Origin of the sequence: Bradyrhizobium sp. SZCCHNR2028 (assembly GCF_032380995.1) — a bacterium.
Classification (GTDB): Bacteria; Pseudomonadota; Alphaproteobacteria; order Rhizobiales; family Xanthobacteraceae; genus Bradyrhizobium.
Genome location: NZ_JAUHJF010000010.1, coordinates 204,244 through 219,044 on the forward strand (window position 1 = coordinate 204,244; position 14,801 = coordinate 219,044).

The 14,801-nt window shown below is 65.2% G+C and carries 18 protein-coding genes; 9 read left to right on the forward strand and 9 right to left on the reverse strand.

Going from position 1 to position 14,801, the window contains the following annotated elements; genetic code table 11:
* Window positions 1-16 precede the first annotated feature (16 nt).
* The 4 genes from flgA to QX121_RS18260 all read left to right on the forward strand — a co-directional run bounded on the left by flgA (window position 17) and on the right by QX121_RS18260 (window position 2,884).
* Window positions 17-1,084: a flagellar basal body P-ring formation chaperone FlgA gene (gene flgA, locus QX121_RS18245; protein WP_315778487.1), complete on the forward strand. Its 1,068-nt coding sequence runs from the start codon at window positions 17-19 to the stop codon at window positions 1,082-1,084.
* A 5-nt stretch (window positions 1,085-1,089) separates the two neighbouring features.
* Entirely contained in the window at window positions 1,090-1,869 is a 780-nt protein-coding gene (gene flgH, locus QX121_RS18250) for a flagellar basal body L-ring protein FlgH (protein ID WP_315738777.1), read from the forward strand.
* 386 nt (window positions 1,870-2,255) lie between these two features.
* A complete protein-coding gene (locus tag QX121_RS18255) occupies window positions 2,256-2,591 on the forward strand; it encodes a type II toxin-antitoxin system RelE/ParE family toxin (protein WP_315738779.1) in 336 nt (111 codons plus the stop codon).
* On the forward strand, window positions 2,591-2,884 hold the full coding sequence (locus QX121_RS18260; protein WP_315738781.1) for a helix-turn-helix transcriptional regulator: 294 nt from the start codon (window positions 2,591-2,593) through the stop codon (window positions 2,882-2,884). Before QX121_RS18255 ends, QX121_RS18260 begins: the two co-directional genes overlap by 1 nt.
* Window positions 2,885-2,938: 54 nt before the next feature.
* Here QX121_RS18260 and QX121_RS18265 read toward each other — a convergent pair whose 3' ends face one another.
* The 4 genes from QX121_RS18265 to QX121_RS18280 all read right to left on the reverse strand — a co-directional run bounded on the left by QX121_RS18265 (window position 2,939) and on the right by QX121_RS18280 (window position 7,534).
* Window positions 2,939-3,730 carry a 2-keto-4-pentenoate hydratase gene (locus tag QX121_RS18265; protein ID WP_315778477.1) on the reverse strand — a complete coding sequence of 264 codons (792 nt, stop codon included), beginning with the start codon at window positions 3,728-3,730 and terminating at the stop codon, window positions 2,939-2,941.
* 293 nt (window positions 3,731-4,023) lie between these two features.
* Window positions 4,024-6,123 carry a sensor histidine kinase gene (locus tag QX121_RS18270; protein WP_315812666.1) on the reverse strand — a complete coding sequence of 700 codons (2,100 nt, stop codon included), beginning with the start codon at window positions 6,121-6,123 and terminating at the stop codon, window positions 4,024-4,026.
* A 205-nt stretch (window positions 6,124-6,328) separates the two neighbouring features.
* Complete coding sequence (gene dksA / locus QX121_RS18275; RefSeq protein WP_170323279.1) at window positions 6,329-6,694, reverse strand: RNA polymerase-binding protein DksA; 366 nt, start codon at window positions 6,692-6,694, stop codon at window positions 6,329-6,331.
* Window positions 6,695-6,922: 228 nt separating this feature from the next.
* On the reverse strand, window positions 6,923-7,534 hold the full coding sequence (locus QX121_RS18280) for an NAD(P)-dependent oxidoreductase (RefSeq protein WP_315738784.1): 612 nt from the start codon (window positions 7,532-7,534) through the stop codon (window positions 6,923-6,925).
* A gap of 143 nt (window positions 7,535-7,677) precedes the next feature.
* On the opposite strand from QX121_RS18280, the gene QX121_RS18285 reads away from it, so the two are divergent.
* On the forward strand, window positions 7,678-8,052 hold the full coding sequence (locus tag QX121_RS18285) for a helix-turn-helix domain-containing protein (protein WP_315716006.1): 375 nt from the start codon (window positions 7,678-7,680) through the stop codon (window positions 8,050-8,052).
* A 14-nt stretch (window positions 8,053-8,066) separates the two neighbouring features.
* On the opposite strand, the gene QX121_RS18290 is transcribed toward QX121_RS18285, so the two are convergent.
* Window positions 8,067-8,480: a flagellar assembly protein FliX gene (locus tag QX121_RS18290; protein ID WP_315738785.1), complete on the reverse strand. Its 414-nt coding sequence runs from the start codon at window positions 8,478-8,480 to the stop codon at window positions 8,067-8,069.
* A 269-nt stretch (window positions 8,481-8,749) separates the two neighbouring features.
* On the opposite strand from QX121_RS18290, the gene QX121_RS18295 reads away from it, so the two are divergent.
* From QX121_RS18295 to QX121_RS18310, 4 genes are all read left to right on the forward strand, one after another.
* Entirely contained in the window at window positions 8,750-9,874 is a 1,125-nt protein-coding gene (locus QX121_RS18295) for a flagellar basal body P-ring protein FlgI (RefSeq protein WP_315738786.1), read from the forward strand.
* The gene (gene flgJ / locus QX121_RS18300; protein ID WP_315756568.1) at window positions 9,874-10,260 is read left to right on the forward strand and encodes a flagellar assembly peptidoglycan hydrolase FlgJ; all 387 of its coding nucleotides are present in this window, start codon (window positions 9,874-9,876) and stop codon (window positions 10,258-10,260) included. Before QX121_RS18295 ends, flgJ begins: the two co-directional genes overlap by 1 nt.
* A 56-nt stretch (window positions 10,261-10,316) precedes the next feature.
* Complete coding sequence (locus QX121_RS18305) at window positions 10,317-10,802, forward strand: hypothetical protein (RefSeq protein WP_315812667.1); 486 nt, start codon at window positions 10,317-10,319, stop codon at window positions 10,800-10,802.
* A 213-nt stretch (window positions 10,803-11,015) separates the two neighbouring features.
* Window positions 11,016-11,402: a hypothetical protein gene (locus QX121_RS18310; protein ID WP_315812668.1), complete on the forward strand. Its 387-nt coding sequence runs from the start codon at window positions 11,016-11,018 to the stop codon at window positions 11,400-11,402.
* Between the two features lie 92 nt (window positions 11,403-11,494).
* Here the strand turns inward: QX121_RS18310 and QX121_RS18315 are convergent, their stop codons facing one another.
* The 4 genes from QX121_RS18315 to QX121_RS18330 form a co-directional block, all read right to left on the reverse strand.
* The gene (locus QX121_RS18315) at window positions 11,495-11,863 is read right to left on the reverse strand and encodes a hypothetical protein (protein WP_315812669.1); all 369 of its coding nucleotides are present in this window, start codon (window positions 11,861-11,863) and stop codon (window positions 11,495-11,497) included.
* 32 nt (window positions 11,864-11,895) lie between these two features.
* On the reverse strand, window positions 11,896-12,261 hold the full coding sequence (flaF, locus tag QX121_RS18320) for a flagellar biosynthesis regulator FlaF (protein WP_315738793.1): 366 nt from the start codon (window positions 12,259-12,261) through the stop codon (window positions 11,896-11,898).
* 365 nt (window positions 12,262-12,626) lie between these two features.
* On the reverse strand, window positions 12,627-14,198 hold the full coding sequence (locus QX121_RS18325) for a flagellin (RefSeq protein ID WP_315738794.1): 1,572 nt from the start codon (window positions 14,196-14,198) through the stop codon (window positions 12,627-12,629).
* Between the two features lie 227 nt (window positions 14,199-14,425).
* The coding region (locus tag QX121_RS18330; RefSeq protein WP_315812670.1) for a flagellin at window positions 14,426-14,801 on the reverse strand (376 nt) is incomplete at its 5' end.

The following is a 14,801-nucleotide window of genomic DNA, read 5'->3' on the forward strand; positions in this document are numbered from 1 at the left end:
TCGAAGGGAGATCGCCATCATGACCCGCACCGTCCGTCCCTTCCTGCTCGCAGCCGCCCTGCTCGCCTCGACCGCGCTGTCGGCGCTGGCCGGCGAGGCCGACGACCAGATCAAGGCGCCCGTGCTGCGCTCCACCGTCAACGTCACCGGCGACATCGTGCGCGTCGGCGACCTGATCGACAATGCGGGCGTCGCGGCCAATATCGCCGTCTACCGCGCGCCCGATCTCGGCACGACCGGCGTGCTGCCGGCCGCGCAGGTGATCGCGACCCTGCGCACCCACCAGGTCATCGGCGTCGAGGTCCGCGACATCAAGGAGGTTGCGGTCACGCGGCTGGCCCGCGCCATCGACGCCAAGGAGATCAGCACGGCAGTGGCCCAGGCGCTCGATCACCGCAACGGACTTGGCGATGCCGCGAACCTCAGCATCAGCTTCGACCAGCCGGTGCAGGATCTCAAATTCGAGGCCTCGACGTCAGGCACGCTGGCGCCGACCAGCGCCCGCTTCGACCCCCGCAGCGGCCGCTTCGACATCACCTTCGAGCTCGGCCATGCCAATGGCGCGAGCCCGACCAAGCTGCGCTACACCGGCACGGCGATCGAGACCGTCGAGGCCGTGGTGCTGACCCGCAACATCGATCGCAACGAGACGATCCGCTCAGGCGACCTGCAGACCGAGCGGCGGCCGCGCGCCGAGCTCGGCGGCGGCGAGCCTGCCTCGCGCGAGCTCGCAGTGGGCATGCAGATGCGCCGCGCGGTGCGCGCGGGCCAGGCGCTGAAGACCACCGACCTCGCCAAGCCCGACCTCGTGCAGCGCGACCAGGCGGTCACGCTGATCTACCAGACCGCCGGCATCTATCTCACCACGCGCGGCAAGGCGCTGGAGTCGGGCACCGAAGGCGACGTCGTCAGCGTGCTCAATCTGCAGTCCAAGCGCACCGTGACCGGCCGCGTCTCGGGTCGCGGCCAGGTCTCTGTCGACATCGCCGTCGCCAAGCCGGCGCAGACCTCCGAAGCCGACATCGCCGCGCCCGTCGCCGTCGCCAGCCGCCTTCCCACCTCCGCCACCCCGAAAGCCGAGTAAGTTTCATGTCGAAGTTCAAGTTTGATGATCGGGGCGCCTCGAGCCTGCGCCGGGTTGCGCTGGTCTCGGTCTCCTTCGCAGTGCTGTCGATCGCCGGCGGATGCTCCTCGATCGACCGGCTGTCGCAGATCGGCGAGCGGCCGAAGCTGACGGAGATCGACAACCCGACCACGCAGCCGGGCTACAAGCCGGTGCAGATGCCGATGCCCAAGCCCGAGACGGTGTCCTACGCGCCGAACTCGCTGTGGCGTAACGGCTCGCGCGCCTTCTTCAAGGACCAGCGCGCCCGTCAGGTCGGCGACCTCCTGACCGTCACGGTCAGCATCTCCGACAAGGCCAATTTCGCCAACGAGACCCAGCGCAGCCGCACCAACAAGGAGGATTCGGGCATCACCGACTTCATCGGCGCGAAGACGCTCGGCGTGCAGGCGCAGAAGGTGCTGCCCGGCCGCATCCTGACCGCCGACGGCACCTCGTCGTCCGACGGCAAGGGCACCATCCAGCGCTCGGAATCCCTGACCACCAGCGTCGCCGCGGTGGTGACGCAGGTGCTGCCGAACGGCAACCTCGTCGTCGAAGGCAAGCAGGAGATCCGGGTCAACTACGAGATCCGCGAGCTGATCGTGGCCGGCATCGTGCGGCCCGAGGACATCCAGAGCGACAACACCATCGACTCCACCAAGATCGCCCAGGCCCGTATCTCCTACGGCGGCCGCGGCCAGATCTCCGACGTCCAGCAGCCACGCTACGGCCAGCAGGTGATGGACATCCTGCTGCCGTTCTGAGGCGAAGATCACATGGAAAGGCCGGGCGGATCCAACCACGCCCGGTCGCCGCGAAAGCTCCGACCTGAATGTCTTGGGTCGGCAATCGGACAAGGATGAAGATACACGATGAAAATCCCTCCCCGGAGGGTCAGACAAGGACTTGGCCGAGCGCGACACTGGTCATGAGATGATCCGCAGCCGCCGCCCTTCTCTGAAAGCGAGCTCCCACATTGCCCAATGCGAACCTAGGCGCAGCGGGCGATGTATACGCGGCCTCCGGTAGCTCCCCTGCCGGAGGCCGTGTTCGTTTACTTGCCTAGACAAGTGTCGTTCACTTGGCGATCAACTGAGAGCCTGCTCAGCATTTTCCCTGTTGCAGAACGTACCAAAAATGGTACATTTCAATGAAACGGCTACCGGCGTTCTTCTACGCGCTGCCATCCGGCCGCGAACCCGTCCGGGACTGGCTCAAGGAATTGCCTGCCGAGGATCGTCGGATCCTCGGCGAGGATATCAAGGACGTCGAGTTTGCTTGGCCGATCGGGCTTCCTCTGTGTCGGCCATTGAGTCATGGACTGTGGGAGGTTCGCAGCAGCCTCACGCAGGGCCGGATCGCCCGTGTGATCTTTTGCTTGCGAGACGGCCGGATGATCCTGCTCCATGCCTTCATCAAGAAGAGTCAGAAGACTCCGGCATCCGATATCGAATTGGCCGTCAAACGCATGAGAGACATTTCGTGATGCGCGCACCTAAGACTGCCGGCAAGGTCGGCTCTGCCTTCGACGACTTTCTGAAGGAGGACGGTCTCTACGAGACCGTGACGGCGCGCGCGATCAAGCGCGTGCTGGTACGGCAGCTCGAGGAGCTAATGAAGCGCGAGGCGATCTCCAAGACCGAGCTGGCGGCCCGCATGGAGACCAGCCGCGCCCAGCTCGACCGGCTGCTCGATCCCGACAATGAATCCGTCACGCTCGGCACGCTGGCGCGCGCCGCCAGAGCCGTAGGCCGTCATCTGCGCATGGAGCTCGTCTAGCTGGAGCGGAGCAACGCCCCGCTCAGAGATCGGCAGGTCTTCCTCGACGCGGGATCACATGAACGTCGCCTCGACCACACCGAGGCCGTCCAGCTCCATCCGCACCCGGTCGCCCGCGCTCAGCCATATCGTCTTGACCAGGCTGCCGGTCAGGACGAGCTGTCCGGCCTCGAGCCCGTCACCACCGGCGGCGAGATGATTGGCAAGCCAGGCCAGCGCGTGGACCGGATGTCCCAGCACATCCGCACCGGTGCCCTCGCCGACCAGGGTGCCGTTGACGATGGCACGGCCCTGCACCGCGGCCAAGTCCGCTACGGCAGCGCGCGGGAGCGCCGGGCCGAGGACGCAGCCGGCAGCAAAGAAATCGTCGGCGACGAGCGTCGGCGCCCCCAGCGTCTGCCATTGCACATAACGGTCGTCGACGATCTCGATCGCCGCATGACAGTCGCCGATCGCCTCGACGACACGATCCATGGTGAACGGCGCGTCCAACGGCAGCAGGTCGTGCTTGATCCGCACGGCGATCTCGCATTCGACGCCCACGCGGACGAAGTCGGCCGTGCGCAATCCGACCCCCGTCTGGTGAACGCCGCGCGCGAACACCCCGCCGGAGCAGGGATGCGGAATGCCAAGATAGTCCTGCATCACCTTGCTGGTGCAGCCGATCTTGTAGCCGGCGAAGTCACCGGCCTGTTCGGCGAGCAGCCAATGGACTTCACGCTGGATCTCGTAACCGGCAGCTTCATCCTTCGGCTGAAGCTGCGGCGGCAGAGCGCCCAAGGGCGCCCGCCGCTTGCGGGCATCTACAATCAGTTGCGCAGCGGCAAGGATCTCGTCTGCTCCCATGGCCCTTCAACTCCCCTGGCCCGCGGCCCGAACCGGCATCGCAGGATTTATGGTGAACGGATTGTTTATTAACGAGATTTTGGCTCCCATCTCAGCTTCATCAACAATTTGAGACGGCGCGGCCGCGGGCGCAAGCAGCACTTTCAACCGACCAGCCGCCCGTAACCAGTACCTCGCTCATCGGAATTGCCGTCTCTGCGCCGATACCCCGGACGCGGGTATGGCAGAGCGCGATGGCGAGGCCATGTGAGGCCATGTCAGGACCAGCCGAGCGGCGCTTCGCGCGCTGACGCTCAACTCGCCTCGCCCGTTGCGGCCATCGAGCTCTCGTCACGTGTCGTGAGCCAGGGCAGCTCGAACTGGCAGGTCAGCCCGCTCTCGGCAAATGTGCGCTGCAGATGCCTGACCGTGCGGGTCAGCAGCCGGCTGCCGAAGCCGACCACCGGAGGCTCACGCGCCGGCGGACCGCCGCTCTCCTGCCAACGGACATGCAGCGCGTCCTGGGCCAGCGACCAGCTGACATCGACGTGACCGTTGGGCGTGGTGAGCGCTCCATATTTGCTGGCGTTGCAGGCCATCTCGTGGATGACGAGAGCCAGCTGCGTCGTCAGCTCGACCGGGACCAGGATGGCGGGGCCGCTGGTGGCGAGTTGATCCGGTGTGCTGGCGAACGGCGCGACCTGACTCCTGATGAGGGCGGCGAGATCGGCGCCCTGCCAGTCGTTCTCGGCAAGGCTCGTGTGCGCCGTCGCCAGCGCATGCAGGCGTGACGTGAAATCGCGGACCTTGGCGTCGTGCCGCGGCAGCAGCTGATGCGCCAGCGATTGCACCACGGCGAGGCTGTTCTTGACGCGATGGGCGAGCTCATGCACGAGCAGCTCGCGCTTGCGGTCGGCTTCCTTCGCGGCCGTGACGTCGATGTTGACGCCGATCATGTACGGATCGCCGCCGCCCTCGCCGCCCAACATGCGGGCGCGCGCCTCGATCCACCGGATCGAGCCGTCGGGCAGCGCCACCCGCCACTCCGAATCGAGCTCGCCGGTGATCAGCGCCTGCTTGTTGTCCCGATCGGCACGCGCCTGGTCCTCGGAATGCACCAGCGCCAGCCAAGCGTCATAGGTCCCTGGGAACGTGCCCGGCGCGAGCCCATAGAGTTCTTCGATCTCGTCGGACCAGTGGCTGGCGCCGGATCTGCCGTCCCAGGTAAAGGTGCCAAGCCGTCCGTATTTCGCGGCGAGTTTGAGCTGCCCGGCCGTGCGCGACGCATCGTCCCTGGCTTGGGCGAGCATCCCGAAATTCTCCTGGATGACGCGCGCACTCTCCGCCTGCGCCTTTTCGGCCGCAGCCAGTCGGGCGTTGAGCGCCCGGACCTCCGGAGGATCGGAGGGCGCGGCCTCGCCTGGAATGGCGCTCTTGACGGCGATGCTTTCGAGCGGCCGGGCGATGCTTCGGCCGATGCCGGCCGCCAGCAGCAGCGCCAGGGCGCAGATCGTGGTCGCGGCGATGGTTGCGGTCTGGACCGTCGAGGAGATCGCCTGGGCGAAAGCCGCCTGCTTGATGCCGACGCCGACCGTCCACTCGCTCAGCTGGGGACGCGCATTGGCGTTGATGACACGATCGCCCTCGATCGACGGAAACTCCGCGATCCCCTCGGCCTTGGCAGTCGCCCGCCAGCCGGCCGACGCCGGCTGCCCGATCGTGGTGGCGTTCTTCGGAATGCGCGAGATGTAGCGGCCCTGGCCGTCCATGATGCCGACGAGCCAGTCGGCCGGCAGCTGCTGCTGGGCCAGCAGCCGGGTGTAGTTCGCGGCCGGCATGGCGATCGACAGGCAACGGAACGGCTTGCCATCCTTGAAGACGGGGACATCGACGGTCGCCACCCACGCGCCTGAATTGGGACCGGTGAAGATGTCGGAGATCGATGGCCTTCCTGACTGAAAAGCGCGCTCCTGCGAGTGCCGGCCTTCGGGCGTACGCTCGCCGAGCGGCTTGCCCGGCGTCGCCCCGGTGTTGAGCAGGATGCGGCCGCTCGCGTCCGACACGATGATCCAGCCTTCGCCGCTGACCGCACCGACGCGGCGCGCCTCCGCCTCGAAGTCGCTGAGATCGGCCGCGCTGAGTTCAGGAGACTTCGCCAGCACCTCGGCGAGCGCGATATAGCGCCGCAATTCGGCGTCGACAGCTCCGGAGATCGTCTGCGCGGCATAGGACAGGCCGTGCCGAATTGAGGCGTCGGCGGATTGCGCCATCGACACGATGACATAGGCAATCAGTCCGACGCAGGGCAGGAACAGAATGCCGGCCAGCAGAAGGAGGCGTCCCTTGATGCTCAGGGCGCCGTAGGAGCGCTGCATCGTCGCCAGCGCGCCTCTGGCTATGTCCGGCTCGCCCATGATTCCCCGCGGCGTTCCGAGATGGAACCGCAGTTAATTCAGCAGGCGCGAAAAAGTTCCTGACGTTCGGAAAACCAAAGGCGCTTGCGCTCGCTCCCGCACAGCCTGTGCGGATCGCACAAGCACCGTCTCAGCCGTCAACAGATACTGCGGCCGCACCCGGCAGGCGGCCGCAATCCCCGCTCGTTCAGGTCAGTGTCGCGACCTACTCGTCGCGATAGACCTTTTCACGCTTCTCGTGGCGTTCCTGCGCCTCCACCGACAGCGTCGCAATGGGCCGGGCCTCGAGCCGCTTCAGCGAAATCGGCTCACCGGTCTCCTCGCAATAGCCGTAGGTGTTGTCCTCGATGCGCTGGAGCGCCGCGTCGATCTTGGAGATCAGCTTGCGCTGGCGGTCACGGGCGCGAAGCTCGATCGCCCGGTCGGTCTCCGACGACGCGCGGTCGGCGAGGTCCGGATGGTTCACGTTCTCCTCCTGCAGAGCCTGCAGGGTGAGCTTCGATTCGCGCAGGATCTCCTCCTTCCATGCCAGCAGCTTGGCGCGGAAATAGTCGCGCTGGCGTTCGTTCATGAAAGGCTCTTTTTCGGAAGGTTTGTAGTTCTTCAACTTTTCCAAGGTCAGCCCATCTGTACGTGCTGGCGCCGGTCTCGGCACCGGCGGACGGAATACGCCCGTTCGCGGCCGCGTTATATAGCGGCCTCATGTGACAGACAATATTTCCATCGGCACGGGCGCCCCGCCGTTCGGGCCGTTGCACAGGCAAATTCGGCCGCAGCCGGCGGGACGCCGTGGACGGCCTCAATAACCGACCGTGAAACGGGCCCGCCGGTGCGCCGGACGCTCGATTTCGTCGGCCATCGCGACCGCGAAGTCCTCGAAGGTGATGAAACTCTTGCCGTCGGCATCGACCAGCAACTGGTCCGTTCCGAGCCGGAACTTGGCCGTCCGGGCACCGAAATCGATCATCGCCGAGGGCGACAGGAAGGTCCAGTCGAGCTCCTTCTCCTGGCGCAGACGATCGAGGAACGCGGCGCCCTTCTCCGCTTCGGCCTTGTAGGCGGCCGGAAAGCCGGGCGTCGTCACCAGCCGCACACCCGGCGCGACCTCGAGCGAGCCGGCGCCGCCGACCACGAGGTAACGCGATACGCCGGAGTCCTTGGCCGCCCCGATCAGGGTCTCGACATCGCTGGCCGAGAAATGGATCGCGCTGATCGCGACGTCATGGCCGGCCCAGAGTTTGGCCAGCGCGGCGCGGTCGTTGGCATCGCCCCGCACCGCCTTGACGTTGGCGTGACCGGCGATCTTCTCCGGGTTGCGGGCGATGCCGGTGACCTGGTGGCCGCGGCTGGCCAGCTCGGCGGTAATGCGGGACCCGGCACGGCCGGACGCGCCGGCGACGGCGATCTTCATGGGAAGCTCCTATGTTCGAGATCACGAGGTCGGATCCGAGATCTGGACGAAGCCGCCTCGGTATCCGATAGTGACTAGATAGCGGAACGAATGCTGGTGTTAAGAGCGCACTTTAAGATCACCTGGTCACGCCGGAGTAACCGATGAGAGCCGCGAACGTCTATTCGGCCGACTGCCCAACGCGACAGATCCTCGATCGCGTCGGCGACAAATGGGCCGTGCTGATCCTGATCCTGCTGCGCAACGAACCCTTGCGCTTCAATCAGTTGCGGCGGTCGATCGAAGGGATTTCGCAGAAGATGCTGTCCCAGGTGCTGAAGAGCCTGGAGCGCGACGGCCTGGTGCGGCGGCGCGCGATCGCGACCGTCCCGGTCACCGTCGAATATTCGATCACGCCGCTCGGGCTGACGCTCGCCGCCGCGGTCGATCCGCTGCGCGACTGGGCCGAGCGCCATCTCAAGGAGGTCACCGCCGCGCAGCGGCGCTACGACGCGCAACAGCCGTCGAAGGCGGCTTGAACGCGCGAAGCGTCTCAGCTCCGCCCGGCCTTGGCGAGCTCGACCTCGACGCGCAGCTCGATCTCGGAGAGGATCGCATCCAGTCCCGGGTCGCCCGAGGTCTGCTTCAGGTCGGCCGCGGCATCGCGCAGCCGCAGCGCCATCGCGGTGTCGAGCTTGCCGGACAGCAGCGTCAGCTTGAGATCATCGAGCACGTCGAGCGCGCGCTTGCCGCGCTGGACCGAGCGCTTGCGGCGCTCCGCCGGCTCCTCCTCGATACCCTGCAGCGCCAGCAGCGCATCGATGTTCGCCGTCTGCTTGGGCGCGAGCGTCGCGCGTGTGTCCTGCGTGGTGCCGACGTCAGGCAGCTTGAAGCCGCTGGACGAGGTCTTCCGCGTGGAGCTGGTCGACGAGCCCAGGGTCGTGCCGTTCGGTCCGTAGATGCGCATCGATGGCTCCCGCAAGCTTCGCGTGTCGAGCGGGAGATTGGCTCCGCCGTGGTTAACGGTGCGTAAACGGCCCGGCAAATTCTGCCGGGGCGGCAGCTTCGTTCCCCCGGAGTCCCCCTGGACCGCGACAAAGCTTCGAGTCGATTTCACACTCTTTCAATGAGTTAGCCCGGAGCATCGCCGTGGCACGACGCTCGCATAGTTAACGTCGATCATGCGGTCATGGGAGTGGCCGAGTGATCACTTGAAGAGTTCGAGGGGAGCATAGGATGCGACGCGTCCGAACCACGCGCCTGTTTCAGGTCGCCTGCGCCGCCGTGCTGGCGCTGGCATCTACCGTCATGTCTGCGAATGCGACCTCGCGGATCAAGGATCTCGCCAATATCGAGGGCGTGCGCCAGAACCAGTTGATCGGCTATGGCCTCGTGGTCGGCCTCAACGGCACCGGCGACACGCTGAACAACATCCCGTTCACCAAGCAGTCGCTGCAGGCGATGCTCGAGCGCATGGGCGTCAACATCCGCGGCGCCACCATCCGCACCGGCAACGTCGCCGCTGTCATGGTCACCGGCAACCTGCCGCCATTCGCGACGCAAGGCACGCGCATGGACGTCACGGTGTCCGCGCTCGGCGACGCCAAGAACCTGCAGGGCGGCACCCTGCTCGTCACCCCCCTGCTCGGCGCCGACGGCAACGTCTATGCGGTGGCGCAGGGCTCGCTCGCGATCTCCGGCTTCCAGGCCGAGGGCGAGGCCGCCAAGATCGTGCGCGGCGTGCCGACGGTCGGCCGCATCGCCAATGGCGCCATCATCGAGCGCGAGATCGAGTTCGCGCTGAACCGGCTGCCGAACGTGCGGCTGGCGCTGCGCAACGCCGACTTCACCACCGCAAAGCGCATCGCCGCCGCCATCAACGATTTCCTCGGCGTCAAGACCGCCGAGCCGATCGACCCTTCGACGGTGCAGCTCAGCGTTCCCGCCGAGTTCAAGGGCAACGTCGTCGCCTTCCTGACCGAGATCGAGCAGTTGCAGGTCGATCCTGATCTCGCCGCCAAGATCGTCATCGACGAGCGCTCCGGCATCATCGTGATGGGCCGCGACGTGCGCGTGGCGACCGTCGCCGTGGCGCAAGGCAACCTCACCGTCACGATCTCCGAAAGTCCGCAGGTCAGCCAGCCCAATCCACTGTCGCGCGGCCGCACCGTGGTCACACCGCGCACCAGCGTCGGTGTCACCGAGGAAGGCAAGAAGTTCGCGGTCGTCAAGGACGGCGTGTCCTTGCAGCAGCTGGTCGACGGCCTCAACGGCCTCGGAATCGGTCCCCGCGACCTGATCAGCATTCTGCAGGCCATCAAGGCGGCGGGTGCGATCGAAGCCGACATCGAGGTGATGTGATGGCGACGTCCTTCATCGACTCCTATCATGGCCGCGTCGCTCTCAACATGCCGACGGCCGCGGCCGTCACCGCGCCGCGCACCGATCTCGATCTCGCCGAGGCCCTGACCAAGGTCTCGCCCAAGGCGCAGGCCAGGGCCAAGGCGACGGCGACCGACTTCGAAGCAATGTTCCTCAACAGCATGTTTTCGCAGATGACCAGCGGCGTGAAGGGCGAAGGGCCGTTCGGCGACACGCCCGGCACCGGCGTCTGGCGCTCGATGCTGACGGAGCAATATTCCAAGAACTTCGCCAAGGCCGGCGGCGTCGGCATCTCCAACGACGTCTTCCGCACTCTCATCCTGCAACAGGCCGGCAGCAGCTCCGGCGCCAACGGCAAAGCGTAGATGTTCGCGTGACAAGCGCGTGGGCGGCAAACGCTCACGCCGAAGGGAGTTATGAAATGACCGCACAGGGCCAAGCGAAGAAGACGACCTACGCCGCCGCCACCAGCGCCGCAGAGGCACGCGCGCTCGCCGACGAGATGGTGAGCGTCATGAGCGAGCTGATCGCGGTCATCGAGCAGGAGACCGAGCTGGTCCGCGCCGGCAAGCTGCGCGAAGGCATGGCGTTCGGCCCGAAGAAGACCGAGCTGTCCCGCCACTACGTCACGACCGTGGGCTGCCTCAAGGCGAGCCAGGATTTCATGAAGCAGACCGTGCCGGAGCTGCTCGCCACCCTGCACCGTCACCACGACACCTTCCGCGCCCTGCTGCAGGTGAACCTGACCGTGCTGGCGACTGCGCACGCGATCTCGGAAAAGATCGTGCGCGGCGTCAATGCCGAGGTTCAGCGCAAGAACATCCCCAGCACGTATACCGCCGGCGGCCGCCGCGCCGCCCCGGGCGCGCGGCACCTCACCCCGCTCGCCGTCAGCCGGACGCTCTGAGCCTCACCACCGGCACCCCCCACTGCATTGCAGCGCCGCGCCGCCTCGAGGGCCGCGCGGCCGTCGCCGTTTAACGCTCGGATAAGCTTAAAAGGCCCTGGCGAATCACAACGCGCCGTTCATCCTATTTCCTAACATAACGTTGATTGGTCATCGGCATAGTTGCAAGCGGGATGGGTTGGGAATTGACTCGATGGCCATGAGGAGGCTGCCATGAGTTCCGATTTCAGCGTAAGAGCGGTAGGGACGCCAGCGTCCGTTCCGATAATTCCGCCGTCGAGCCAGGCGGTGGTGAGCGCTGTTCCAACGGACCTTCCTCCCAGCCAGACCGTGACCGCGGCCGAGCCTGGCGCCTCCGTGCGCAACGACGTCCCGGTCAACGTCGCGAACGATCTGTCGGTGTCGCGGCAGGCCTATTACGATCGCGCCGCTGCCGCCATGGTGTTCCAGGTGGTCAACCGCAAGACCGATCAGGTCGTGACCCAATATCCGGATGAGGCCGTGCTGCGCCGCCGGGCCTACTTCAACACGCTCGACCTTCAGAAGGATATGCAGAAGGCGGACGTGCCGCGCGTCGTGGCGACCGATCGCACCGCCTGAGCCCCCACGGGGCCTACCGCTTCATTCCGCCGCCGCCTGCACGCCGCCCCACCGGGCGGCGTTGCCGTATCGAGCGGCGCAGCTTTGGCGGATCAACTGCTCCGGGTCGCGTAGGCGGTGTCGAGATAGGTCTGGCCCGAGGCGGCGTCGGTGACCACGTTCTTGATCTGGGCCTTGCCGTTGCCGGTCAGCGTGAACTTCGTATCGCCGATCCCCAACGCATTATCCTTGATCAGCACGTCCTGATACTTGTTCACGCCCTCGCTCTGGTCGCGAACCTTGGCGTGAAAGCCCTTGACGTTGGAGACCGAGACCGTGAACGACTTCCCGTTGGCATATTTTCCGCTCCAGCCGCCCTGATAGAGCGTCGGATCGACGGCCACGTATTTGCTGTTGCTTCGCGCCGCACTGAGCAGGTTCGACTTGTAGGACGCTGACAGGATGCTGGTGATATCGGTCATGACGACGCGCCACCCGCCCCTGTCCCCGACGGTCAGCTCCGCCCGGACAATCCCGCGGCGATGTGGCAGTTGATGTCGATCAGCGACTTGAGCTTCGCCGGATCCGGATCCATCTGCATCTCGATCGTCTGCTTCATCACGAACACGCCGATGTTGGCGATGTTCTGGCGGATGTCGAGCGGATTCGGATTGTCGTCCGCCTCCATCGCGCTCATGAAGATCGTCCACAAGCGACGATTGAAGAGCAGAGCCTTGTACATGTTGCGATCAGGGCCGCTCCAATTGGCCTGGACTTCCTGCAGCTGCCGCGCCGCTTTCAACAGAGCCTGAGCTTCGATCTCCCGTGGTGATGCCGTCGTCTGCGACGTGCGGGCATAGGCTTGAGCGGCATATGACATCAACTACTCCGGACTGACGCAGGGACACGACCAAACTGCTCAGGTTTTGTACTTTGCGTGCCTTTAAAATATGGTTAGCGGCCGTTAGCGGAATTCGTTTCGTAGCGCCACGGAGCACCGCAAATCGCCTTGTTTGGTGCACCTCTTAATTTCTTGCGAACGCGATGATTCAAAATGTCCGGACGAGGATCGTACGTTGTTCATCACGCCTCGGCGGCGCGAACTACACGAACAACGGCGCCTTCACGCAGCTCACCCACCGACATCGAACGGAGACCCGCGCTGCCACGCACGGCATAGCCAAAAGCAGAAGCGGCGGGCATGGCCCGCCGCTTCGATGAGATATCATTCCAGCGCGTTCGCGCTCAGCGCAGGAGCTGCAGCACGCTCGCCTGCGACTGATTGGCCAGCGCGAGCGCGGAGACCGCGATCGACTGGCGGGTCGACAGCGCCTGGCTGTTGGCCGCCTCCTCGTTGGTGTCGGCCAAGGTCAGGTTCGAGGAACCGGTCTGCAGCACGTTGATCAGGTTCTTGTTGAAGTCCTGACGGATCTGCACGATCGAGAGGTTCGAACCGAGCGACGACGCTTCAGAGCGGATCGCAGTCGATGCACTGTTCAAGGTCGTGAGCACCTTGTTGGCCGAGTTGCTGTCGAGGAAGTCGCTTCCGACCACCAGCGCCGACAGGCCGAGACCGGTGCTGTTGAAGGTCACGCCGGTGATGTTCAGCGTGGACCGTCCGGTCTCGTTGAACACCAATTTGAGCGTGTCGCCGTTGAGCAGGTTGATGCCGTTGAACGAGGCGTCCTGCGCCGTGGTGTTGATCTGCGCCAGGACGTTGTTGTACTGCGCGATCAGGCCGGCACGCGTCGTCTGGGAGTTGGTGTCGGCCACCGGGGTCGATGCCGTCACGCCGTTAAAGGCCATGCTGGCCGCGGTCGAAGAGCCGGCGACCGCGCCGATCGTCGACGATGCCGCTTCGTTGGTGGTGAGGATCGTAAGCTGACCCGTCGTGCTCAGGCTGGCCTGCAGGTTGTTGGTCGCGAGAGCCGTATTGAGCTGTGCCAGCGTCGAGATCTGCGAAGCACCTGTGCCGAACGTTATGTTCGTTGCGACGCCGCCCCCTGTCGAGGCAATTGTCAGCGTCTGTCCTGTCAAGGCTGGCGGATTTCGTGTGGTCGTGCCGGCGGTCAATCCGAGCTTGGCCAGGGCCGTGCCCGATACTGTCAGATCCTGCGCCGTGCCTGTCGCCAGCTGGATCTTGCCGGCTGCCACCGTGGACGGCGTTGCGGTGGCTCCGGTCACCGAATCGATGGCAGCCAGGAGGTTGCTGACGGTGTCGCCGACGCCGATGTTGGTACCGGCCGAGACCGAGCCGGCCACGAAGGTGAACACGACACCGTTGACCACGAGCGTATCGCCGGTGGTGACGCTGCTCGCCAGGTCGTTCGAGGTCGAGCTCGCCGTACCCGACAGCCTGGTGGATCCGGTGATCGCAACGGCCGAGCTGAGGTTGTCGTTGTTGACCGCGCTGCCGGTCACGAAATTGTTCGAGGAGCTGCCGAGCAGGTTGTTCGCCGTCGCCCCTGAGATGACCGCGGAGGTCACGCTCGACTTGGTGGTGTACCCCGTCGGGGCCTGGAGGACCTGGCTTGCGATCGACTTGGCGCTATCGACGAGCTTCTGAAGCGAGGTGAGACCGGTATTCGCAGCCTGGAGAACCTGGACACCGTTGCCGATGCTGTCGAGCAGATTCGCAATGTCGCTCGCGCGGTTGTTGAGCGATTGCGAGGTGAAGAATTCGGTGGGGTTATCGAGCGCCGTGTTGACCTTGTTGCCGGTGGCCAGGTTGTTTTGAGTCGTGGCCAGCAGCGATGCGGTGTTTTGCAGCGCCAGCAGGTTTTGGCGAACCGAAGCCGAGAGAACGATACCGGACATATGTGTGAAACCTTCCTAGTTATTCACCAGGAGGTTCTAGTCCAGCCACTTTTAAAACATGGTTAATGGCGCTTTAAATTTCTTGCTTAACGACTGGTTGCGATCCTTGGCTCCACTCGCGTCCGGTTCCGCGCCAGTATTGATACGGGCCGGACGGCCAAACCAGGCGTAAAAAAGCGGCGGGGTTTCCCCCGCCGCGTTGGTTGTCGAGATGCGATGCCTGCGGATCAGCGCAGCAGCTGCAGCACGCTCGCCTGCGACTGGTTGGCGAGCGACAGCGCGGACACCGCGATCGACTGGCGGGTCGACAGCGCCTGGCTGTTGGCCGCTTCCTCGTTGGTGTCGGCCAGCGTCAGGTTCGACGAGCCGGTCTGCAGCACGTTGATCAGGTTCTTGTTGAAGTCCTGACGAACCTGCACGACCGAGAGGTTCGAACCCAGCGTGGAGGCCTCGTTGCGCAGCGTGGAGCTCGCCGAGTTGAGCACGCCGATGACCTTGTTCGCCGAGCTGTTGTCGAGGAAGTCGGTGCCCGAGGTCAACGTCGAGAGGCCGAGGCCCGCCGAGTTGAACGTGACACCAGTGATCGACAGCGTCGACTTGCCG